The sequence below is a fragment of the Gudongella sp. QWL-04 genome (assembly GCF_058683975.1).
In genome coordinates, this window is sequence record NZ_CM178754.1 from 2,172,788 (window position 1) to 2,196,531 (window position 23,744).

General features: G+C 43.6%; 21 protein-coding genes. 20 read left to right on the forward strand and 1 reads right to left on the reverse strand.

Going from position 1 to position 23,744, the window contains the following annotated elements; all coding sequences use genetic code 11:
* Positions 1-63: 63 nt before the first annotated feature.
* The 16 genes from AC4PHB_RS10825 to AC4PHB_RS10900 all read left to right on the forward strand — a co-directional run bounded on the left by AC4PHB_RS10825 (position 64) and on the right by AC4PHB_RS10900 (position 17,521).
* Complete coding sequence (locus tag AC4PHB_RS10825) at positions 64-1,311, forward strand: ABC transporter substrate-binding protein (protein WP_492136438.1); 1,248 nt, start codon at positions 64-66, stop codon at positions 1,309-1,311.
* Positions 1,308-2,009 carry a GTP-binding protein gene (locus AC4PHB_RS10830; protein ID WP_492136439.1) on the forward strand — a complete coding sequence of 234 codons (702 nt, stop codon included), beginning with the start codon at positions 1,308-1,310 and terminating at the stop codon, positions 2,007-2,009. The genes AC4PHB_RS10825 and AC4PHB_RS10830 overlap by 4 nt, the downstream gene beginning before the upstream one ends.
* Positions 2,002-3,027, forward strand: a complete 1,026-nt coding sequence (locus AC4PHB_RS10835) for an ATP-binding cassette domain-containing protein (RefSeq protein ID WP_492136440.1) — start codon at positions 2,002-2,004, stop codon at positions 3,025-3,027. The genes AC4PHB_RS10830 and AC4PHB_RS10835 overlap by 8 nt, the downstream gene beginning before the upstream one ends.
* A gap of 61 nt (positions 3,028-3,088) precedes the next feature.
* Positions 3,089-3,331 (forward strand): hypothetical protein, encoded by a 243-nt coding sequence (locus tag AC4PHB_RS10840; RefSeq protein WP_492136441.1) that lies wholly within the window; start codon positions 3,089-3,091, stop codon positions 3,329-3,331.
* A gap of 118 nt (positions 3,332-3,449) precedes the next feature.
* Entirely contained in the window at positions 3,450-5,111 is a 1,662-nt protein-coding gene (hcp, locus tag AC4PHB_RS10845) for a hydroxylamine reductase (protein WP_492136442.1), read from the forward strand.
* A gap of 99 nt (positions 5,112-5,210) precedes the next feature.
* Complete coding sequence (locus tag AC4PHB_RS10850) at positions 5,211-6,383, forward strand: cation diffusion facilitator family transporter (protein WP_492136443.1); 1,173 nt, start codon at positions 5,211-5,213, stop codon at positions 6,381-6,383.
* A gap of 15 nt (positions 6,384-6,398) precedes the next feature.
* Entirely contained in the window at positions 6,399-7,685 is a 1,287-nt protein-coding gene (locus AC4PHB_RS10855; RefSeq protein WP_492136444.1) for a glutamate--cysteine ligase, read from the forward strand.
* A gap of 4 nt (positions 7,686-7,689) precedes the next feature.
* Complete coding sequence (locus AC4PHB_RS10860) at positions 7,690-9,015, forward strand: hypothetical protein (protein ID WP_492136445.1); 1,326 nt, start codon at positions 7,690-7,692, stop codon at positions 9,013-9,015.
* A 275-nt stretch (positions 9,016-9,290) separates the two neighbouring features.
* Positions 9,291-10,697: a Trk system potassium transporter TrkA gene (gene trkA, locus AC4PHB_RS10865; RefSeq protein WP_492136446.1), complete on the forward strand. Its 1,407-nt coding sequence runs from the start codon at positions 9,291-9,293 to the stop codon at positions 10,695-10,697.
* Positions 10,648-12,093, forward strand: a complete 1,446-nt coding sequence (locus AC4PHB_RS10870) for a TrkH family potassium uptake protein (protein WP_492136447.1) — start codon at positions 10,648-10,650, stop codon at positions 12,091-12,093. The genes trkA and AC4PHB_RS10870 overlap by 50 nt, the downstream gene beginning before the upstream one ends.
* Before the next feature lie 73 nt (positions 12,094-12,166).
* Positions 12,167-13,450 carry a putative DNA modification/repair radical SAM protein gene (locus tag AC4PHB_RS10875; RefSeq protein WP_492136448.1) on the forward strand — a complete coding sequence of 428 codons (1,284 nt, stop codon included), beginning with the start codon at positions 12,167-12,169 and terminating at the stop codon, positions 13,448-13,450.
* Entirely contained in the window at positions 13,422-14,171 is a 750-nt protein-coding gene (locus AC4PHB_RS10880) for a TIGR03915 family putative DNA repair protein (protein WP_492136449.1), read from the forward strand. Before AC4PHB_RS10875 ends, AC4PHB_RS10880 begins: the two co-directional genes overlap by 29 nt.
* 3 nt (positions 14,172-14,174) lie before the next feature.
* Positions 14,175-15,335: an alanine racemase gene (gene alr / locus AC4PHB_RS10885; RefSeq protein ID WP_492136450.1), complete on the forward strand. Its 1,161-nt coding sequence runs from the start codon at positions 14,175-14,177 to the stop codon at positions 15,333-15,335.
* 12 nt (positions 15,336-15,347) lie between these two features.
* Complete coding sequence (locus AC4PHB_RS10890; protein WP_492136451.1) at positions 15,348-16,040, forward strand: uracil-DNA glycosylase; 693 nt, start codon at positions 15,348-15,350, stop codon at positions 16,038-16,040.
* Positions 16,037-16,795 (forward strand): alpha/beta hydrolase family protein, encoded by a 759-nt coding sequence (locus AC4PHB_RS10895; protein WP_492136452.1) that lies wholly within the window; start codon positions 16,037-16,039, stop codon positions 16,793-16,795. The genes AC4PHB_RS10890 and AC4PHB_RS10895 overlap by 4 nt, the downstream gene beginning before the upstream one ends.
* 12 nt (positions 16,796-16,807) lie before the next feature.
* Positions 16,808-17,521 (forward strand): gamma-glutamyl-gamma-aminobutyrate hydrolase family protein, encoded by a 714-nt coding sequence (locus AC4PHB_RS10900; protein ID WP_492136453.1) that lies wholly within the window; start codon positions 16,808-16,810, stop codon positions 17,519-17,521.
* A gap of 14 nt (positions 17,522-17,535) precedes the next feature.
* Here the strand turns inward: AC4PHB_RS10900 and AC4PHB_RS10905 are convergent, their stop codons facing one another.
* Positions 17,536-17,826 carry a DUF1294 domain-containing protein gene (locus AC4PHB_RS10905; RefSeq protein ID WP_492136454.1) on the reverse strand — a complete coding sequence of 97 codons (291 nt, stop codon included), beginning with the start codon at positions 17,824-17,826 and terminating at the stop codon, positions 17,536-17,538.
* 189 nt (positions 17,827-18,015) lie between these two features.
* On the opposite strand from AC4PHB_RS10905, the gene nuoE reads away from it, so the two are divergent.
* The 4 genes from nuoE to fdhF are packed head-to-tail and all read left to right on the forward strand — an operon-like array spanning position 18,016 to position 23,741.
* Entirely contained in the window at positions 18,016-18,501 is a 486-nt protein-coding gene (gene nuoE / locus AC4PHB_RS10910) for an NADH-quinone oxidoreductase subunit NuoE (RefSeq protein WP_492136455.1), read from the forward strand.
* Between the two features lie 12 nt (positions 18,502-18,513).
* Complete coding sequence (locus AC4PHB_RS10915) at positions 18,514-20,103, forward strand: NADH-ubiquinone oxidoreductase-F iron-sulfur binding region domain-containing protein (RefSeq protein ID WP_492136456.1); 1,590 nt, start codon at positions 18,514-18,516, stop codon at positions 20,101-20,103.
* A gap of 15 nt (positions 20,104-20,118) precedes the next feature.
* A complete protein-coding gene (locus AC4PHB_RS10920) occupies positions 20,119-21,075 on the forward strand; it encodes an NADH-quinone oxidoreductase subunit G (RefSeq protein ID WP_492136457.1) in 957 nt (318 codons plus the stop codon).
* Positions 21,072-23,741, forward strand: coding sequence for a formate dehydrogenase subunit alpha (gene fdhF, locus AC4PHB_RS10925; RefSeq protein ID WP_492136458.1), 2,670 nt, complete (start codon positions 21,072-21,074; stop codon positions 23,739-23,741). The genes AC4PHB_RS10920 and fdhF overlap by 4 nt, the downstream gene beginning before the upstream one ends.
* The last annotated feature ends 3 nt before the right edge of the window (positions 23,742-23,744 follow it).

Here is a 23,744-nt window from a genome sequence, read left to right on the forward strand (position 1 = left end):
GTTACGGAAATTAATAGTATAATATAGTATGATACAGGGTGGATTGATGGGAGGAGGATTATTTTGAATAAATATTTTGACGTGACCGAGAAGGTATTTGATATAACAGAAAGATATCCTGAGACGCTGGATGTCTTCGCAGTCAACGGTTTTGAACACCTTAAGAATGAGGCTATGAGGAAAATCATGGGAAAGACCATATCCCTCGAAATGGCATGCAAGACAAAGAAGTTGAATCTTGAGATATTCGAAAACAAGCTGGTAGAGGCTATACGACAAACCAGGGAGAGTGTGGACCTTGCTCTTAACGATACTGTTAGAGAGTCTGGTGGAGAAACCAGGCTGCTTGGAGTCCTCCCGTGTCCGGTAAGGATACCCTTGATGGAGAGCTTTTCCCAGTGGCTCAAGGAGCATGAGGAAAGCCTTGGAACGAAGATCGACTTCGAATTTAAGGCTGCAAATATTGGAGTAGACTGGATAAGAAATGAAATTGAAGACTCTGATGCTGATCAGCTGGCAGACTTATTCATGTCAGCAGGCTTCGACCTTTTCTTTGACCAAAAGCTTATGGGAAGGTTCAAAAAACAGGGGGTTTTCAAGGATATTTCAGGCTTTGAAGGCTTGAATAAGGACCTTGACAACGACAGGGTATCACTTAAGGATCCTCTGGGACAATACACAGTGTTTTCAATAGTTCCTGCTGTATTTCTAGTTAATACCGAGGAGCTTAATGGCAGAAAGAAGCCTGAATCCTGGGAGGAGCTTCTTAATGAGGATTTTGAAAGATCAGTATCGCTCCCCCTAAATGACTTTGACCTTTTCAACGCTTTGCTTCTGACGATATACAAGGAGTTTGGAGAGGATGGAGTAAGAAAGCTTGGCCGTGCCCACATGAGGAGCATGACTCCAGCTGAAATGGTAAAGTCAAATGTAAGGAACACTGCTTCGGGGATACCCACAGTGACTGTCATGCCATATTTGTTTGCAGGCATGGTCAGGGATGAAAGTCCACTTAAGCCTGTGTGGCCAAAGGAAGGAGCAATTGCAAGCCCAATATTCCTGTTGACCAAGAAGTCGTCTGAGGAGAGGGTCAAGCCCATAGTGGAGTACCTCCTGTCCCCGGAGGTGGGTCAGCTCTTGGCGACAAACGGCAAATTCCCATCTACACATCCAGATGTAGATAACGGTCTAAGGGAAGGTCAAAGCTTTTTATGGCTAGGGTGGGATTTTATAAATTCGCATGATGATTTAGGTGCTTTAATAAGACACTGCATGGACATATTCTACGAAGAGTCAGGAGTGAAGAGATGAATCTTGTGATATTTTCAGGGCCACCTTCCTCAGGGAAGACAAGTATTATCCTTAAGACCATAGATTCAATGAGAAAGAGAGATCTTAAGGTTGGCGTCGTAAAGTTTGACTGTCTTTCAACAGATGATGACATACTTTATGAAAAGGCAGGTATCCCAGTTAAGAAGGGCCTTTCAGGAGCGCTGTGTCCAGACCACTACTTTGCCTCAAATATTGAGGAGGTAGTCCAGTGGGGAGTTAAGTCAGGACTTGACCTTTTAGTGACCGAATCCGCGGGACTTTGCAACAGGTGCTCTCCATATATAAGAGAGATAAAGGGAGTATGCGTAATAGATAACCTTTCAGGGATCAATACACCAAAGAAGATCGGGCCAATGCTTAAGGCTGCCGATATTGTAGTAATTACAAAGGGAGACATCGTTTCTCAGGCAGAAAGAGAGGTTTTCTCATCAAAGGTAAACTCAGTGAACCCAAAGGCTGTCATAATGCACATAAACGGACTTACAGGACAAGGATCGTATGAGCTCAGCACTCTTCTTTATGATGAGAATAATCAGCTTGAAACCGTTCAGGGGATGGAGCTCAGGTATCCGATGCCGTCTGCACTTTGCTCCTATTGCCTTGGGGAGACAAGGATCGGTGAAGCCTATCAGATGGGGAATGTGAGAAAGATTGAGCTGGGTGATGACTATGCATAGAAATACAAAACTTGGGAAGTTGATCGAAAATTACCCCTTTGTGATGGGATGGATCATAGAGAATAAGCTGGATCCTGAAGGGAAAGAGCACCTGACCCTTGAAGAGCTCCTCGATGAGTTTTCACCTGAGGACATTGAAAACCTGGCTATGGATAAATCAGGATTGATGGAAAGTATGGAAACGTTTGTAGAGCAAATGAAAAGCTTCCTTGGGATCAAGGAGGAAGCCAGAGTCAGGACCCTTACCATATTACCGGGTAAAGATAAATCAGGAAACCCTGAGGGATTCGAAGAGCTTACAATAAAGACCTCAGAAGTCATATCGATAGTCGGACCTACCGGCTCGGGCAAATCAAGACTTCTAGCTGATATAGAGTGGACGGCACAAAAAGATACGCCTACAGGCAGGAGTATTCTTATCAACGGTGAGCAGCCAGACAGGAAGTGGAGATTCTCCTCAAACAACAAGCTCGTTGCCCAGCTGTCCCAAAACATGAACTTCGTAATGGACCTTACTGTATTGGAGTTTCTGCAGCTACACGCTGAAAGCAGGATGGTCGTTGATATTGATGGGACAATTCATAAGATCATACAGGCTGCGAATAATCTAGCAGGTGAAAAGTTTGACCCGGAAACTCCAGTAACTGCATTGAGCGGGGGTCAGTCGAGAGCTCTTATGATTGCAGATACTGCAATTCTTAGCACATCACCGATCGTTCTTATAGATGAAATTGAGAACGCAGGTATTGATAGGAGGAGAGCTCTGGACCTTCTAGTAAGCGAGGATAAGATTGTCCTTATGGCGACCCACGATCCAACGCTCGCCCTTATAGCAGACAAGAGGATCATCATAAAAAACGGTGGAATAGCTTCGATAATTGAAACAAGTGAGGAAGAAAAGGAAATTCTAAGTGAGCTGGAAAAAATGGACAGCTTTATCCAATCCATGAGGACTAGCCTGAGGCAGGGAGAAGCGCTAAAAATAATTGACAATAGACGATTGACAATGGACAATTAAAAATTGTCATCCCGACCGTAGTTAAGGAATCAGATAATAGAAAGAAAGCGAGGAAAATATAATGCACGACGGATGTACAGGGAGCTTTGGAAGCGGGAAGGCATTAGTGGATAAAATAAGAGCTATGGGTTTCAACACAAGACCTATGCCGCCTGGAGTTGTAATAACATGCATAGAATGCGGTAATGACTTTGAGATGACTCACCTGGAGAGCAAATGCCCGATCTGTGATATGGTATATGGTGTAACTCCTTGTTCAGTTGCTTATCCTGACAGGATCAAGGCAGCAGGCAAGAATTATTAATACTAAAACTAATAATCATTCGGTAACATTTGTTACGGCTAAAATGTTGCTATCCAAATATAATAGAGCATGTGAGTTTTGTATAAATATTAACGATATATAGGAGGATGGCTTAATTATGACTGACAGAAAGATGTTTTGCTTCCAGTGTCAGGAAGCATTGAATGGCAAGGGATGTACACAGGTTGGTGTTTGTGGCAAGACCAGTGAGGTAGCTAACCTACAGGACCTGATGATCTATGCATTGAAGGGTTTATCACAGGTTGGAGTTAAGGCCGATGAGATTGGGATAGAGGTTGCAGGACTGGACAAATTAATAATCGATGGTCTGTTCATGACCATTACAAATGCGAATTTTGACCGGGATAGATTTTTTGCTAAGATCAAAGAGACATTGGCTCGAAGGGACTCATTGAAAGAGGAGCTGTCTGAAAAGGGCATCGACTTATCAGACCTAAAGGATTCTGCATCCTTTGCTGTTGACTCAAATGACGACGTAGTTTTCAAATCCACAGCACCTGAAGTCGGTATTCTTGCCGTAGAAAATGAGGACGTAAGATCCTTAAGAGAACTGATTATATACGGTTTAAAAGGTATGGCTGCCTATGCAGAGCATGCTGACAACCTCGGCTTTGAGGATGCTGACATATCGAAATTTATACGAAGGGCTCTTAATGCAACTACAGATGACTCTTTGACGGTAGACGAACTCATTGCTCTTGTCATGGAGACAGGAAAATACGGAGTTGCTACAATGGCTCTCTTGGACAAAGCCAACACAAGCACTTATGGTAACCCTGAGATTACTGAGGTGAATATAGGAGTAAGAAATAATCCTGCAATACTTGTATCCGGACATGATCTTAAGGACTTTGAAGAGCTTCTTGAGCAGACAGAAGGTACAGGAGTGGATGTTTATACCCACGGAGAAATGCTGCCTGCAAACTACTATCCTGCATTCAAGAAACATGATCACTTCGTTGGAAACTATGGCAATGCATGGTGGAAGCAGAGACAGGAGTTTGAGAAATTCAATGGAGTCATACTATTTACCACAAACTGTATAGTTCCACCAAAGGCTGAGTATGCTGACAGGGTATACACTACAGGTTCCTCAGGATATCCAGGCTTCAAGCACATACCAGACAGAGTAGAGGGAAAGGCAAAGGACTTCTCTTCTTTAATAGATCATGCAAAGAGACTACCAGCACCAATGGAGATAGAAACAGGGAAGATAGTCGGTGGATTCGCTCATGCCCAGGTATTTGCTCTGGCTGATAAAATAGTCGATGCAGTAAAATCAGGTGCTATAAAGAAGTTCTTTGTAATGGCAGGATGTGATGGAAGACAAAATGGAAGGAGCTACTACACAGATTTTGCAGAAGCTCTTCCCAAGGATACGGTGATTTTAACTGCAGGCTGCGCTAAGTATAGATACAACAAGCTTAACCTTGGAGATATCGGAGGTATTCCGAGAGTTCTTGATGCCGGTCAGTGCAATGACTCATACTCTCTTGCAGTCATTGCAATGAAGCTGAAGGAAGTATTCCAGCTAAACGACATAAATGAGCTTCCTATAGCATATAATATTGCATGGTATGAGCAGAAGGCAGTTATAGTACTCCTTGCCCTTCTTTACCTTGGGGTCAAAAATATCCACTTAGGACCGACGTTGCCTGCATTCCTGTCTCCTAATGTTGCAAAGGTGCTTGTCGATACCTTTGGTATTGGAACGATCAAGGATGTTGAAAGCGACATCGAAATGTTTATGAATAACTAATTGTTGTTTAAAGCCTCGCCGATTATGCGAGGCTTTAAGTTTTAGCAGGTGCTTGAATGGGTAGATACAATAAAGTGAATCCAAAATGGAGGTGAGACTATGACTAAGTGGCTGTTATCACTGGCGTTAAAGGAAAACAGGGACTATGGGAACAGGCATGTCCGGCTGAAGGTAGGATATCTTGCGGGCACTGTAGGGATCGTTGTAAACCTTATACTTGCTTTGACTAAGCTTTCAATAGGAATACTCATATCTTCTATAGGCGTTATTGCTGATGGAGTCAACAATCTTACGGACTCAGCCTCCTCTGTCATTACATTGCTCGGATTCAAGCTATCAAGCATACCTGCTGATAAGGAACACCCTTACGGACACGGAAGGATGGAGTACGTTTCAGCATTAATAGTTGCTTTTATGGTTATTTTGGTAGGACTTCAGTTTATCAAGTCATCCTTTGAAAGGATCATAAGTCCAGAACCCGTGGAATTTCAGGTAATCCCTTTTATGATACTGGGTACTTCCATTTTATTTAAGGTTTGGCTGAGCTTGTTCAACAGGGACCTTGGCAACAAGATCAACTCATCGGGCCTGAAGGCTACAGCTACGGATGCACTTGGAGATGTGTTGATAACCTCTGTAGTAGTACTTTCAATAGTTGCAGGTCAATTCACTGACCTTCCGATCGATGGGATCGTCGGGCTTGTTGTTTCACTTTTCATAATATACGCAGGATACTCCTTAGTAAGGGAAACAGTGAGTCCTCTATTAGGGGAGGCTCCTCCTGAGGAGATAACGGACGCCATTTATGATGATATCATGGCCTATGATTTTATCACGGGTGCTCATGACTTGATAATTCATTCCTACGGCGCAGGGAGATCAATGGCTACGATAGATGTTGAATTCCCAGGAAATATCGATGCAGTTACGATACACGAGGTAATTGACCAGGCTGAAAGAGAGATCGGTGAGAGATATGACCTGACTCTCGTCATTCATATGGACCCACTTGGAACAGAAACCAAGGAGAGGTATGAGCTTAGAAATAGAGTAAAAAGGATAATCAAGGAGGATGAGAGGGTCAAGTCAATCCATGATTTCCATATTTCAGACCATGAACAGACACGGCTTATTGAATTTCACGCAGTAGTTAGAGCTGACAAGCTTGAAAAGGGCAAGAGCCATGAGGACGTTCGAAAAGAACTTGAAAGCCTCATAGAAAATTCAATTGAAGAGACGAAGTGTAAAATTATACTTGATATAGACTTTTAGCATAGGAGATGCGTTATGGACAAAAACAGAAAGATTAAAATGATAACAGACCTAATCAAAAGCGGCGAGAAAAAAGTTGAGGATTTCAAGCTGGGAGTTGAAGTCGAGCATTTCGTCGTCTGGAAGGATACTTTGAAAACAGTATCTTATTATGGCGATGCTGGTGTGGAATCCACATTAAAGGATATTATGAGTGGTGGCTGGACGGGTAAATACGAGGGAGAGCACCTGCTTGCACTTGAGAAGGACGACCTTAACATTACTCTTGAGCCCGGGAGTCAGCTCGAGATAAGCATCGGAGCAAAGAAAAGGATTGAGGACATAGAAAGGAGCTATCTCAGGTTTTTAGGGGAGCTGCTGCCTGTTTTGGAGAAAAAGGGACAGCTATTGGTTTCACTGGGGTATCATCCGGTTACGAGGATCGAGGAAATAAAGCTGCTTCCTAAGAAGCGTTATGACCTGATGTTTAATTACTTTAAGAAGAGAGGCTCTCACGCTCATAATATGATGAAGGGAACGGGAGCATTCCAGGTTTCGATTGATTACTCAAGTGAATCTGACTACTCAAGGAAGTTCAGGGTACTGAATGCCCTTGCTCCTGCTTTCTATGGTATTTTTGAGAATGCTCTTTTCTTTGAGGGCGAACCCTGCAAAACTCGGAATCTTAGGGCTTATGTATGGATGAATTGCGACAATGACAGAGCCGGAACAGTAGAAGAGGCCTTGGAGGATGATTTCTCTTACGCAGGGTATGCTGACTATCTGCTGGAAAGACCTCCAATTTTCACGATCAGAAGTGGCGAGATAATCCCTACGGGAGAAGCAAAGATATCAGATATCCTTGATCCCGATTCGACAAGCACTGAAGAGCTTGAACATCTTATGACCATGTTTTTTCCGGATGCGAGAACAAAGAGGTATATTGAGATTAGAATGATGGATTCTATACCCTATCCATTAAATTTAGCTGCTGTAGCTCTAATAAAAGGCTTATTCTACAATGAATCCAATCTTGATGAGCTATACGATTTCTCAAAATCCATCAAGGTCGAGGATATTGTGGCATCTAAGCTGGAACTCCTTGAGAAGGGGATGGAAGCAACGCTAAACGGTAAAACAATTCTTGATATCGGGAAGTGGATGATACAGCTGTCAAAAAATGCTCTGGGTGATGAGGCTGGATATATCGAGCCTCTGGAAAAGCTTCTGGAGGATGGGAAAAATCCATATCTTCTAACCAAAGAGCTGTATAAAGAGGGAGATAAAAGAAAGGCTATCGATTGGGCAATTCTCAGGAGGTGATTTTTTGAAGGGGATAGATATCAATAGAAGCTACCTTGAGAAGGTCTTAAGAAACCAGACATTCTACCTGAATGATTACAAAAAGACTGTTAAGCGAGTAGCTGATTCCAACGCAAAGTATAAGGGTAAGCCAGTACCTTTTCTTTTCAACCCGATGTTTTTCTCTCCTGAGGAAGAGGAGCATTTCAAGGATATCGTAAATAGGATAACCGCCATTGGCAACAAGGTCACTGAAAGGTATATTGAGGATCCAGAGTATAGGAAAAGCTTCGGATATCCTAAGCTTATTGATGAGATGATATTAAGGGATAATAAATATGGGGTACATGCGCCCATTGGCAGATTCGATATTTTCTTCAATGATATTGGGGATTATAAATTCTGTGAGCTCAATACCGATGGATCCTCAGCTATGAACGAGGACAATACTTTGGCAGGTATACTGCTTGAATCAGAGTCTCTTAAGGAATTTGGGGAAGAATATTCCTTGAAGAACAGGGAGCTTATCGATTCCTGGGTCAATGAAAGTCTTAAGCTGTATCGAAGATGGAAGGGCGGGGAGCATAACCCGAACGTAGCTATTGTTGACTTTACTGAAAGCGGTACACCGGCAGAATTTATTGAATTCCAAAAGGCTTATGAAAGACTTGGTCTAAGGTGTATCATCGCAGATCCACGAGAGCTTATTTACAAAGAAGGAGCGCTTTATAAGGATGACTATAAAATCGATCTGGTATATAGAAGAATAGTAACCTTTGAGCTGATCCAAAAAGCGGAAGAGATACCTCATTTCATAGAAGCCTATATGGCGGACGCAATGTGCACTATCGGAACTATAAGAAGTCAAATCATCCATAATAAGCTGTTTTTCAAAAGACTACACGACAGAGACACCCAAGAGTTTTTGACTGAAGAGGAAAGAATATTTATCAAGGAGCATATCCCATTTACCGGAGTTCTGGGTGGAGAAGGACGGGTCCTCAATGAGGTAATAGAAAACAAGGTTAATTACATCATAAAACCAATGGATATGAATGCATCCCAGGGCGTCTACGTAGGGAAGGATCAAAGCCAGGAGTCTTGGGAAAGGGTTGTAAATGGAGCATTTGACAGAGACTATCTTTACCAGGAGTTTGTCGATCCTCCAAAAAGGAGCTTTCTTGTGGCTACAGAAACAGGATTTTCAATAGAAGAGTTTAAGGCCATAGTAGGATTGTTCTCATACAATGAAAGCTATGCGGGGATATACACAAGGCTAAGCAAGGATAATATAATCTCTGGTGTGACCAATTACTATACTGTACCCAGCATAATTGCATATAGAAAATAGCAAAGGACCGTTAAGACGATCCTTTGCCAGGCTATGGAGGGTTTCAATGATTATTCTCCTCGCGGAAGGAGCCTCCAGAGCTTAATGTCCGGGCACATGCGCTGCTGCTTAGAAAGTGACGCCATTATTCCTTCATATTTGAGAATTTTGATGAATATGGCAATAACACTAACAATATTGTATACTTAAGTTGAAATTGATGCAGGATTATAATAGAATAAGCAGTATCCGCACATTATGAAACCACTAGCGGTGAGAAAAGAAGAGGTGTGACTATGAAGGCCATGATAGTAGGTGCAGGGAAGCTGGGAGCTAAGCTTGCAGAATTCTTTGTCGCTGAGAATATCGACGTCACGGTTATGGATAGCAATTCAAAGGTCCTGGAGAGGCTAAACGAACACTTGGACGTGCTGACAGTAACTGCTAACGGGATCGATATAAAAATGATGAGGGAACTTAACATTGAGGAGTATGACCTGTTAGTAGGTACGACTGAAAATGACGAGACCAATACGCTTATTTGTACTCTCGCAAAAAAACTGGGATGTAAGCAGACAATTGCAAGAATAAGAAACCCTGAGTATATGCAGCAGATCGATTTTATTAAAGCAGAGCTGGGGATCGATCATATAATCAACCCTGACCTTGCGACCGCTCTGGCTATGGAAAAATACCTTATGAAGAGCTACAGCTTTTACACTGACGAGTTTGCCAGCGGTAAGGTGCAGCTTATCGACTTCAATATAGGAGATAATCAGGAATTCACAGATAAAAAGATAATGGATATTGAGGGCTTGGACGCCCTTCTGATAGCTGCCGTAACAAGAAACGGAGAGATATTGATCCCCAATGGCTCCACTGTATTGCAAACAGACGACGTGATCCACATAATCGGCAATACGAAGGAGATCGAAAGGTTCAGCCACAGGCTTGGAGAGGACTATAAACGCAAGCTTGTCAGTAATGTCATGATACTCGGTGGAGGAAATGTCGGCTATTACTTGGCCCAGAGACTTGCTAAGAACAAGATCCAGGTTACCCTGATCGAGCAGGATAAGGAGAGATGTCAGGAGCTTTCTGAGATACTGGACAATGTCCTGATAATACATGGAGATGGAACTGATATCCACCTGCTTGAGGAAGAGAATCTGTCGTCCATGGATGCCTTCGTCGGAGCTACAGGCTTTGACGAAGAAAATCTTCTGATGGCACTTATGGCTAAGCAAGCTGGTGTTGGAAAGGCAATTGCTAAGATAAGCAGATCAAACTACATCAAGATAATTGACAGGATCAGCATAGATGCTGCAATAAACCCTGTATATATAACTGCGAGCAGTATACTGAAGTTTATCAGAGGAGGCAAGGTTGTTTCAGTTTCACTTCTCCTTGGTGGAAATGCAGAAGCTACTGAAATAATAATCGAGAAGGATCTCCCTGCAGTTGGGAAAATGATCAGGGATCTTGCCATACCCCCGGGGTTGATCATAGGGGCTATTGTAAGAGGAAACGACGTTCTCATACCTAAGGGGAACACTGTTATAAAGGAAAATGACAGGATAGTGGTATTCTGTCTTTCAGAAAACCTTGATGGCTTAAAGATGTTTTTCAAGGAGCAAAAGGGAGGATTTTTGAGTGAATTATGGAATCGTGCTAAGAATTCTGGGCAGCCTGCTGATCATTGAAGCAGGCTTGATGCTACCCTCATATTTCATAGCTATTTTCACTGATGGACCCGATAAAAATCCATTCTTACTGACCATCCTTCTGACTGTAGCAATAGGACTTGCTTTGTCAGTGAGGTTTAGAAAGGAAAAGTCAATTACGGCAAAGGACGGACTTGCAATCGTCACCTTTGGTTGGCTCGCTGCCTCGGCTATGGGAGCTCTGCCTTTGTACTTGACCGGAGTTGCAGGTTATGTGGATTCCTTCTTCGAGATCGTATCAGGATTTACGACCACCGGAGCAACTATCTTCAGCGAAGTCGAATCCCTCCCACAGGGCATACTATTCTGGAGGTCTTTTACTCACTGGATAGGCGGAATGGGAATCCTGGTATTTACATTAGCGTTGCTCCCTGCTCTTGGAATAGGAGGCTTTCAGATATACAAGGCTGAATCTCCAGGACCCGTTGCAGGTAAAATAGCTCCTAGAATTAAAGACACCGCAAAAATATTGTACATTACCTATTTAACGATCACTCTTTCAGAGGTAATTCTCCTTATGTTTGGCGGTATGTCTTTGTTTGACTCTTTCGTGCACACATTTGGTACAGTAGGCACAGGAGGTTTCTCATCAAGAAATGCCAGCGTAGGCGCTTATAACAACAGCTATATACATATAGTCATTAGTGTATTTATGATTGCATCTGGAGTCAACTTCTCACTTTACTACTCCCTATTCAGAGGAAAGATCACTGATCTATTTAAGGATGAGGAGCTTAGACTATATCTTAAAATAATTGGGATATCCACTATTGCAATTGCCATCGACCTGTGGCTCGTTAGCTATCATAATATGGGGTACTCTTTAAGGGATTCATTCTTCCAAGTTTCATCAATAATTACAACTACAGGATTTGCTACCAGTGACTTTGATCTGTGGCCTACGTTCAGCAAAGCAATTCTATTGATGCTGATGTTTGTAGGAGCAAGTGCGGGATCTACAGGCGGTGGCATGAAGGTAATAAGGATATTGGTTATGCTTAAACTGATAAAGCGAGAGGTAGGAAAGCTTTACCACCCGAGAGCAGTCATGCCAATAAAAATTAACGGCAAGATCATGTCGAATGAGACTATTGCAAGGATAAACAGCTTTCTCGCACTTTATCTGCTTTTATTCTTATTCTCAACTCTGATAGTATCTCTTGAGCAGGTGGATATGATAACAGCTGCATCTTCAGTAGCAGCGACATTAGGTAATATTGGTCCGGGACTTGAAATGGTTGGACCAACCTTAAATTTTGGTTTTTACTCAGCACCAACTAAGCTTTGGCTCTCAGCACTAATGCTTTTAGGCAGACTTGAACTGTTTACGATTATTGCACTTGTAGCTCCAAAAAATTGGAGGATAGATGCCTAATCGAACAAATGTTTGATTGATATTTTAAACTATGATATAATCACCTCAAGATAAACTGTCTTGAGGTGTTTTTATGGATGCATTAAGAAAGCTCGAAATACTTGCCGATGCGGCAAAATATGACGTATCCTGCTCCTCTAGTGGAAGCAACAGGCAAAACAAAAAGGGGGGACTTGGAAATGCAAGTGCAGCAGGAATATGTCACAGCTGGACAGATGATGGAAGGTGTATTTCTCTTCTCAAGATACTCATGTCCAACAGCTGTATCTATGACTGTGCATATTGCGTAAACAGATCCTCGAACGACCTCCCAAGAGCTACCTTCACTCCTGAGGAGGTAGTTGACATCACGATAAACTTTTATAAGCGGAACTATATCGAGGGATTATTTCTTAGCTCCGCAGTGGTAGTAAACCCCGACCATACTATGGAACAATTCATAGATATACTTAAGAAGCTCCGGGATGTAGAGAATTTTAATGGTTACATCCATTTAAAGGCTATTCCTGGAGCAGATAAAAAACTCCTCGATCAAGCGGGCCGATATGCTGACAGGATGAGTGTCAATATTGAGCTTCCAACCGAGGACGGATTAAAAATGCTGGCACCCCAAAAGAAGCAAAATGAGATATTGGGTCCAATGAATGACATCAAACAGGGAATGCTCCAATCGATCGAGGAGCGAAAGCTTTTCAGGAACTCGCCCAAATTTGTCCCGGCAGGTCAAACTACCCAACTGATCGTTGGTGCTACCAGGGATTCTGATTACAGGATACTCAAGCTTTCAGAAGGTCTATACAATGACTACCAGCTAAAAAGAGTTTATTACTCTGCCTTTGTTCCAGTTTCTACTAACCCTTTACTGCCACAGTTATCAAGTCCTCCCCTGGTTAGGGAGAACAGGTTATACCAGGCTGACTGGCTTCTAAGATTCTACGGATTTCATTCGGATGAGCTTCTGAATGAAGATAAGCCTGACTTCGATGTGTTGCTTGATCCCAAGTGTGACTGGGCTCTTAGAAACATAGAAAAATTTCCCATAGAGATAAACAGGGCAGAGTATCACATGCTGCTTAGAGTACCTGGGATCGGCGTAAAATCAGCTCAAAGGATATTATCCAGCAGGAGATTCTGTCAGCTTGACTTTGATGATCTGAAAAAACTGGGGGTCGTGTTAAAAAGGGCGAAGTATTTCATTACCTGCAAGGGCAAGCATATGGGTATTAGATCTATGGAGCCTGAGAACATCAGAACCAATATCCTTGGAGATATCAACAAGATCGATCCAAGACAGATGTCGCTATTTGAACTTGAAGGAGGCATGGGTAATGGATCCAACATTGCGATACCTCTATGATGGCTCCTTTGAAGGGTTGCTCACAGCAGTTTGGGAAGCTTATTACTCAAAGGAAGATCCTTCAGAGATAATCTGGGAAGGCGCAAGTCAGCCAAATCTTTTATCCTCGACTAAATTGATATACACTGATCCTGATAAAGCCGACAGAGTATACAGAGCAGTAGAGGAGAAAATTTCCCATGATGCTCTCAGAAGGATTTTTTACATCTATTTATCTGAGGAACCTGAAAGTGGTATAATAGTCTTAAACTACCTCAGAATAGGCTTTAAGCTGGGAGCTTCTGTGGATGAATATCACGCTGAGCCTTCAGTACTTAAGTCAGAAAAACTGTATAACAAGGTTGCTATGGAAAAACACAGGTTGGCAGGACTTATAAGGTTCAGGCAGCTGGAAAGCGGAGTGTTCTACTCCAAGGTTGAGCCTGACCACAATGTCATTGCTCTCCTGGCGGCCCACTTTGCTGCAAGGATACCGTCTGAGTACTGGATATTACACGATGCAGGCAGAGGGATAGCAGTTTTTTATGACAAGAATGAATGGTTGATCAGAAATCTCGAGACTCCTGAGGACATCATATTTAAGGAGGAGGAAGCGGCTTACCAGGAATTGTGGAAAGCCTATTACAGACATCTGTCCATAGAAAGCAGAAAAAATTTGAGACTGAAAAAGAGAATGATGCCGGTTAGGTATTGGAAGAACTTAATTGAAGAGGAGGATTGACCAATGGAGCTAACAAGACCTGCCTGGCTACAGATAGATTTGGACAGGCTGCACTACAATTTTGGAGAGATTAGAAGGATCGTACCCAAAGGCTCTGATATTATGGCTGTTCTAAAGGCAGATGCATACGGTCATGGGGCAGCAAAAATCGCAAGAGAGCTATTCAGCATTGGTGTGACCAGATTTGGCGTTGCTACCTTGTCCGAAGCTCTTGAGCTTCGAAAGCGCCTTCCTCATGCGCAGATCCTTGTTATGGGATACACACCGGAATATCTATATGAGACTGCCATTGAGCACGGAATAAGAACTGCAGTTTACCTTCAGGAGCAGGCAGAAAGGTTATCAAAGGCTGCGGGTAAGCTTCAAAGGGATGCAATAATTCACTTGAAGATCGAGACAGGAATGAATCGCCTGGGATTCCTTCCAAATGAAGATTCACTATCAAGCATCTTGAAGATCAGAGAAATGGATAATATAATAGTTGAGGGTATATTTACCCATTTCCCAGCAGCGGATGACGATTTGGAATACACAAAAAATTCTATGAATAAATTTATGGACTTTACAAAGCAGCTTGAAGACAGAGGATTTAGAATACCTCTTAAGCACGTAAACAACAGCGCTGCGATCGTGAATCTACCTGAGTACAGCCTTGATATGGTTAGGGCAGGTATAATTTTATATGGCGTTTACCCATTCCCCGAAGCAGACAGGGAACTTTTACCACTGAGAAGCTGCCTAAGTCTTAGAACACAGATATCTCACGTCAAGGAATTGGAGGCAGGAGAAAAGATAGGATACGGACTTACCTACACAGCCCCTTCCAAAATAAAAGTCGCAACTCTTCCAATCGGTTACGCAGATGGCTGGAGCAGGGCACTAAGCAACAAAGGTTCTGTTCTGATAGATGGCAAGCGCGCTCCGATAATCGGCAGAGTCTGTATGGATCAGATGATGGTTGACGTAACAGGAATCAACGCCGGAAGAGGCGAGGAAGCAGTGCTTATGGGATGCCAGGGAAATGAGGAAATCACTATCGAGGAGATAGCCGGACTTATTGGACAGATACCTGCAGTCGTTATGTGTATGTTGTCAAGAAGACTTCCGAGGGTATACACTAAGGAAAACAGAGCACCAGAAGTTGTCGATTATCTTATAGATTAGCCGGAGGAAGCGATGGCAGAAATATTTAAAAATAGCTGGCAGGAGCTTCTCCTTCCCGAGATGGAGAAGCCGTATTATAAAAAGCTACGCCAGTTCCTAATAGATGAATACAAAAATAATACAGTTTATCCTGACATGTACAGCATTTTTAATGCGCTGCATTATACTGATTATAATGACGTGAAGGCTGTAATCCTTGGTCAGGATCCCTACCATGGCCCAAACCAGGCACATGGGCTGAGCTTCAGTGTAAGAAAAGGCGTGCCTGCACCGCCTTCGCTTGTAAATATATACAAGGAGATGAAGGATGATTTGGGAGTCGCTATCCCAAGCCATGGCTGTCTTGAAAAGTGGGCAAAGGAGGGTGTATTGCTCCTCAATACCGTCTTAACGGTTCGCAGAGGTGAGGCAAACTCTCACCGTGACATGGGATGGGAGCAATTCACCGACTATATAATCAGACTCCTGAATGAAAGAGATAAGCCGATGGTTTTCATCTTATGGGGAGCGCCTGCGATCCGAAAGGAATCCATGATAGACCAGAAGAGGCACTATGTCATCAAATCTCCTCATCCTAGTCCGCTCTCTGCATATAGAGGGTTTTTTGGCTCAAAGCCGTTTTCTAGAACAAATCATTTCCTGGAAAGCCAGGGGATCGAGCCAATAGACTGGAGACTTGACGAAAATGGAGGGGGGATCCAATGAATTATCCAAATATAGCAGTCCAAAAAATTCAAATCGATGGAATACCCTCGATCCTGATGAGACCGAAGGAGATAAAGGAAAGATATCCAACTGTAATTTTTTACCATGGATGGTCCTCCAGCAAGGATTCTCAGAGCTTCAGGGGGTTTATACTGGCAAGTCTGGGGTATCAGGTGCTTCTTCCTGATGCAATTTATCACGGAGAAAGAGGAAGGATAGATTATGGGGCTAAAGAGAACGCAGGTGTATTCTGGGAGGTAGTCCTTAAGAATCTCGAGGAATCCGACTATCTAATCGATGATCTGGTCAGGTACTACGATGCTGATGAGAGTAGGATCGCCCTGTCTGGACACTCCATGGGAGGATTTACCTCTATCGGCATATTTGCCAAAAACAAGCTGCCAAAGACGCTGGTCGTCCTTAATGGGTCAGGAAGCTGGCAAAAAAGCAATGATATCTTCATTGAAAGATTGGGTATAGAAAGAACTGAGCGCTTCGTTGAGCTTGAGAAAAAAGTCATCGAACTGGATCCGTTTGAGAACCTTGATGAACTCAAGGATAGACCTATATTGATCCTTCACGGAGAGGATGATACAGTAGTTGAGGTAGGTCCGCAGAGGGAGTTTTATGAGGCTCTTAAAAGTCGCTTTGACAGACAGGATCTTATAATGATGTCAACATATAAGCAGCTTAACCACTATGTAACGACCAACATGATGGAGGAGATGGGAAGCTGGCTTGAAAAATATCTATAGGGAGGTAATTAGATGAAAAAACCTGTAATAGGTCTTACGACACAACAGGATGTGATGGTAGGCAAGAAGATCACCAGGATCAATCAGCCCTACATCGAAGCAGTAATAAAGGCAGGCGGAGTACCGCTTCTGATCCCGGTCCAGGGGGATGACTCCTTGAGCGAAGACTACATCCAAGCTCTGGATGGAATAATTTTTACTGGCGGGGAGGATATATTTCCTCATTACTTCGGTGAGGAGCCTATGAAGGAAGTAAACGTGATAAGCCACGACAGGGATAAGACAGAATGGGGGCTATTCATGAAAGCCTACGAGTCTGGATTGCCAATTCTCGGTATTTGCAGAGGGCTACAGCTTGCAAACGTAGCATTGGGTGGTACGCTTTATCAGGATATATTCAAGCAGGTCCCAAATGTCGGAGGACACGTATGCGGCTATAATACTGAGGAAGGCTACCACTCTATCGAGCTTGAAGAAAAGAGCATACTCCACGATGTTTTCGGAGAGAAGCGAATATTCGTAAACTCAGAGCATCATCAGGCGATAAAGGACCTTGGAAGGGGATTGAGAGTAACAGCCAGGGCTGTAGACGGAATAATAGAAGCGATAGAATCGGTCAACGATAAGTTTTTGATGGCAGTACAGTTCCATCCGGAGGCAATGGCTCAAAAACACGATGAATACGTGAGCCTTTTCAAGAGATTTATCGAGCAGTGCAGTAAATAACAGTAAGGAGTACCTTATCCAATAACAGCCTGAAGCAGGAAATACAGCGATATAATGTTCAACACCAATAAAAAGGGCAGTCCAATACGGAAACTGGCCTTTTTTGTTTTGTGTGAGAAAAGCTTCATGCCAAGGATAGCTCCTGCTGCGCCACCGAGTAATGCTGTCAGGAAAAGCCTGGACTCAGGGATCCTCCAGCCGTGATTCCGTGCAAGTCTTTTATCTCGCCAGAACAGGAAGAAGGAATACAGATTGACAAAAATTAAACAAATAATTATGATTATAAATGGACTGCCCTTATTCAAAATCATCACCTCATAAGAAAATTATACAATACAAAAAAAATAAGTCCAGACTTCCGGCCATTTTCAGTATAGAGGGCTCTCAATATGTCAATTGACAAGGGTATTTAATTATTATAACCTTAAAGGGTATATAATTTTCCAAAAATTAAGTTTTATCATCATAAAATTAACAATATAGGGGGAAGAAACATGGAGTTTAGCTTCGATATGAATAAGAATGCCAAGACGATCCAGGAATTCAAGGACTTTCTGGACCATAAGAAAATAGCTCCCGGTCCATTGATGCCGGCTTTACAGCACGCACAGGACGTTTTTGGGTACCTTCCTAAGGAGATACTTCAATTGATCTCAAAAAGACTTCAGATACCCTTGGCGGAGATATATGGAGTGGCAACATTTTATTCACAGTTTACATTTATCCCAAAGGGGGAAAACAAGATCAGCGTGTGCCTGGGTACAGCCTGTTATGTAAAGGGAGCAGAGAGCATTCTGGAGGAAATTGAAAATCAGCTTGGCATCAAATCCGGCCAGACTACTCCGGACCAGAGGTTTTCCATCTCTTCTGCCAGATGCGTCGGCGACTGCAGCATCGCTCCTGTAATACTTGTAAATGAAGAAGTATATGCAAAGGTCAAAAAGGACGATATCAAGACGATATTAGGTAAATTCATGTAAGGGGTGATCACGATGATGACATTAGAAAAAATGGATATTATTAGGGACAATATGAAGACCCCTATCATTGACAAACTACTTTTAGAGGATAAGGTAGTCATGAAGGGTGAGGATGTAGTCCTAAAGGGCAAATTTTATGAAAAACAGTTAAGGATAGCACTTAAAAACTGTGACATCATAGATCCTACAAATATTGAAGAATACATAGCATTCGGGGGTTACAGAGCCCTTTATAAGGCATTGACATCCATGGATCCTGGACAAGTCGTCGAGGAGATCAAGACATCCCTTCTGAGAGGAAGAGGCGGTGCAGGATTCCCCACAGGTAAAAAGTGGGAGGAAGCGTACAAGTTTCAGGCAGATAAGAAATACATGATCTGTAATGCTGATGAGGGAGATCCAGGAGCTTTTATGGACAGATCGATCCTTGAGAAGGACCCGCACTCTGTTCTTGAGGGCATGGCTCTTGGAGGGTATGCTATTGGATCTGACCAAGGCTACATATACGTCAGGGCGGAGTATCCAATGGCAGTCAAGAGATTGGAGATCGCCATAGCACAGGCAAGAGAATACGGATTGCTTGGAGATAATATATTCGGGACAGGATTTAAGTTCGACATAGAGCTGAGATTGGGATCAGGTGCATTTGTATGTGGTGAAGGCACAGCCCTTATGGAATCTATTGAGGGCAGAAGAGGTATGCCAAGACCTAAGCTGCACAGGACTGCCCACGTCGGTCTTTGGGGCAAGCCAACAATAATAAACAATGTTGAGACCCTGGCCAATGTTCCCATAATAATAGACAAAGGAGCTTCATGGTTTAGAGGAATAGGGACGGAAGAATCACCAGGAACTAAGGTATTTGCCCTAGTTGGCAAGGTAGAGAATGCAGGACTCGTTGAGGTCCCAATGGGTATGACTCTAAGAGAAATCATATTTGACATTGGTGGAGGCGCTGCAAATGGAAGGAAGTACAAGGCGGTCCAGACAGGGGGCCCTTCAGGTGGCTGTATCCCTGCTGACTTGATAGATACTCCCGTGGATTATGAATCTCTTGGCAAGATATGGTCGATCATGGGTTCAGGTGGAATGGTCGTGATGGATGAGGACACCTGTATGGTCGACATAGCGAAGTTCTTCCTCGATTTTAGCGTGGAGGAATCCTGCGGTAAATGCGTACCGTGCAGAGAGGGTACCAAGAGGCTTTATGAAATACTAGATAAGATAACCAAAGGTGAGGGCGAGGAAGGCGATATAGAGAGACTTGAGAAGCTTTGCGAAACAGTGACCACAACATCTCTGTGCGGACTTGGACAAACAGCACCGAATCCTGTAATTACGACAATGAAGTATTACAGGGACGAGTACGAAGCACATATAAGAGATAAGAAATGTCCGGCTAAGAGCTGTAAGGCACTTATAACCTTCTTCATAGAGGATTCCTGTATAGGTTGTACAAGATGTTCCAAGGCTTGCCCGGTTGGAGCGATAACAGGCAAGGTTAAGGAGAGGCATTTGATCGACCAGTCCCTGTGCATCAAATGTGGTGCTTGCTACGACGTGTGTCCTGTTAAGCCCATCAAGGCAGTATCAATAAGTTAGTACTGGAGGCTTGAAATGAAAACTGTAAGGTTGACCATAGACGGAAAGATTGCGGACGTATCCGCTGAATTGACCGTCCTTCAGGCCGCCAGGTCGATAGGTATAGAAATACCGGCACTCTGCTATGATGAAACCCTTGAGATATTCGGAGCATGCAGGATGTGTGTGGTTGAGATCGAGGGGAGTAAGAAGCTTCAAACCTCGTGCTCGACACTTGTGAAGGACGGAATGATAGTAAATACGGAAACAGAAAAGACTATAAATGCCAGAAGAGACGTACTTCAGCTGTTGCTGGACAGTCATCCCAATGACTGCTTGACATGCCAGAAGGCGGGTGAGTGCCTGCTTCAAAAGTATTCCTACAAGTACGATGTAGCCTTCAGAAAGCATGAGGGAGCGATGAGACCGCAGCTTATGGATACCTCGAGCCCTTATATATTAAAGGATAATAGCAAGTGTATCTTATGTGGGAAATGTGTTCTTACCTGTTCGCAGGTATCTGACAGAAGGGTTTTGGCTTTTGCTGAAAGAGGATATGACACCAGGATAATATTCGGAGCTGATGAATCTATAGAGGAATCACCCTGTGTATCCTGCAACCGATGTGTTGCCGTGTGTCCGGTGGGAGCTTTGGTCGATAAGAGAGAATATAATAAGGTAAGAAGCTGGGAGGCATCGAAGAAGGTTGTCTCCTGTAAGGCATGCGAGTATGGCTGCGAGTTTGAGGTACATTCAGTAAAAAGGAAGGTAGTATCTCTAGTTGCGAAGGCTCCGTCAAATGGAAGGCCCTTGTGCCTTAAGGGCAGACTTGCAACTGAGCTTAAGTATGTTGATGATCCGGAACCACCATATAGAAAAATCGATGGCAAATTTGAAAGGACAACTTGGGATAAGGCTCTTGGAATAACTGAGCTGCTGGAGAAAATAGAAAGACTCAAAGGCAACGCAGGAAAGGGAGGTGACACTGAATGAAGATAATTATAAACGGGAAGCCATATGAGTTTGCTGAAAGGATAACTGTACTTCAGGCCTGCAGAGAGGCAGGGATAGATATCCCAACTCTATGTCATGACGAAAGGCTTAACCCTTCAGGATCCTGCAGGCTTTGCGTGGTAGAGATCGATGGATGGAAAAGCTTACATACATCTTGCACGACATTGCTTAGGGAAGGCATGAAAATAAACACCCATAGTGAGCCGGTCATAAGGGAAAGGCAACAGCTGCTGGATTTCCTTATCTCCAACCACCCTCTAGAGTGTCTGAACTGCCAAAAATCGGGACGATGCAAGCTTCAGGACTACTGCTACGAGTATGGCATAACAGAGGGCACATACAGATGGTCATCCAGAACTCCAAAGTACGACGATACAAATCCATTCTATTCCTTCGACTCCAGGAAGTGCATCCTATGTGGCTTGTGCGTCAGGGTTTGCGACGAACTGCAGGGAACCACTGCAATAGGATTTGAGGAGAGAGGCTTCGAGACGAATGTGTCCACGCCCTTTGGCGACGGTCTAATAAATTCAACCTGCGTATCCTGTGGAAACTGCGTATCTGTTTGTCCCGTAGGGGCGCTTGAGCCGAAATCAAGAGATAAATTCAGATATTGGGACACTCAAAAGGTAAGAACTACCTGCTCCTATTGTGGAGTGGGCTGCCAGATGGATCTTGTAGTAAAAGGGAATAAGGTTGTTGGTGTTGACCCTGCAATGGATGCACACAACGAGGGATTGCTTTGTGTAAAGGGAAAGTTTTCCTATAATTTTCTGTCACATCCGGATAGGCTTACTAAACCTTTGATAAAAGATAATGGCAGGTTCAGGGAAGCTTCCTGGGAGGAGGCGTACAACCTTATTACTCAAAAAATGAAGGCAGTCAAGTCAAGCCATGGAGCAGAAGCCTTCGCAGGACTTACCTCTGCCAGATGTACAAATGAAGAAAATTACCTATTCCAGAAGCTTTTCAGGGCAGTGCTTGGGACAAATAATGTCGACCACTGCGCACGCCTCTGACACGCTTCCACTGTTGCGGGTCTCGCAATAACACTTGGAAGCGGAGCAATGACCAACGGCATCCAGGAAATAAAAAACACTGATTCAATGTTTATAATAGGCTCAAACACGACTGAAAACCATCCGGTCATCGGAGCCATGATGAAGCAGGCTAAGAGAAGGGGAGCAAGGCTTGTAGTTGCCGACCCAAGGAGGATAGAGCTTGCTGATTACGCTGATGTCTACCTGCAGCTTAAACCAGGTACCAACATAGCCTTGTTGAACGGACTTATGCATGTGATCATAAGAGATGGACTCCAGGATAAGAGCTATATAGAGGAAAGAACTGAAAACTTCGAGGAGCTTAAAAGACTTGTCGAGAGCTACACTCCGGAGAGGGTTGGCGAGATCTGCGGACTGGATCCAAAGGACATCGAAAAGGCTGCTCACATATACGGAGAAGCAAAAAAGGCAGGGATCTACTACACGATGGGAATTACCCAGCATACCACTGGCACTCATGCTGTAATGAGTATTTCTAATCTGGCGCTTTTATGCGGAAATGTGGGTATAGAATCTGCAGGGGTAAATCCTTTAAGAGGACAAAATAACGTTCAGGGAGCCTGCGATATGGGAGGGTTGCCAGGTGACCTGCCAGGGTATCAAAAGGTTCATAAGCCTGAGGTAATCGATAAATTTCAAGAGGCTTGGGGCAGAAAACTTTCAGGGAAGGTCGGACAAACAATAACCGAGATGTTCGACTCTATCGAAAAGGATAAGATTAAATTTCTTTATATCATGGGGGAAAATCCCATGGTATCTGACCCGGACTCAAACCATGTAAGGCATGTCCTGGAGCATGTGGACTTCCTTGTCGTTCAGGATATATTCCTGTCTGAAACAGCGGAGCTTGCCGATGTAGTTCTTCCTGCTGCGGCATTTGCAGAAAAGGACGGCACCTTCACAAATACAGAGAGAAGAGTCCAGAGAGTAAGAAAGGCAGTTGAAGCTCCCGGAGAGGCTAAGCCCGACTGGCAGATCCTTATGGAGATAATGAACTATATGGGATATGAAAAGAAATACTCCCATCCTGCAAGGATCATGGCAGAGGTAGCATCACTGACTCCATCTTATGCAGGGATCTCATACAAACGGCTTGAACACGGTGGACTGCAATGGCCTGTGCTTAATGAGGATCACCCAGGTACGAGATTCCTCCACAAGACGGCCATAGCAAGAGGAAGAGGCTTGTTTATGCCGGTAGAGCATGTGGACAGTGCTGAAATGCCAGATCATGAATATCCATTTATCCTGACCACGGGCAGGATACTGTATCATTATCACACGATGACTATGACTGGAAGAGAAGAGGGTCTTATGACCCTGGCTCCAAGCTCGTTCGTCGAGATCAATGACGCTACTGCAAATAAGCTTGGCATATCAGAAGGCGACATGGTCAGGCTTACCTCAAGAAGAGGCGAAACCCAGGCAAGGGCAAGGGTTACAGATGGAATCGATGAAGATGTTGTATTCATGCCATTCCATTACTCGGAGGGTCAAGCAAATTATCTTACCAACACAGCAACTGACGATATAGCAAAGATTCCAGAGCTTAAGGTAGCCGCAGTAAGGATCGAAAGAATTTAGGAG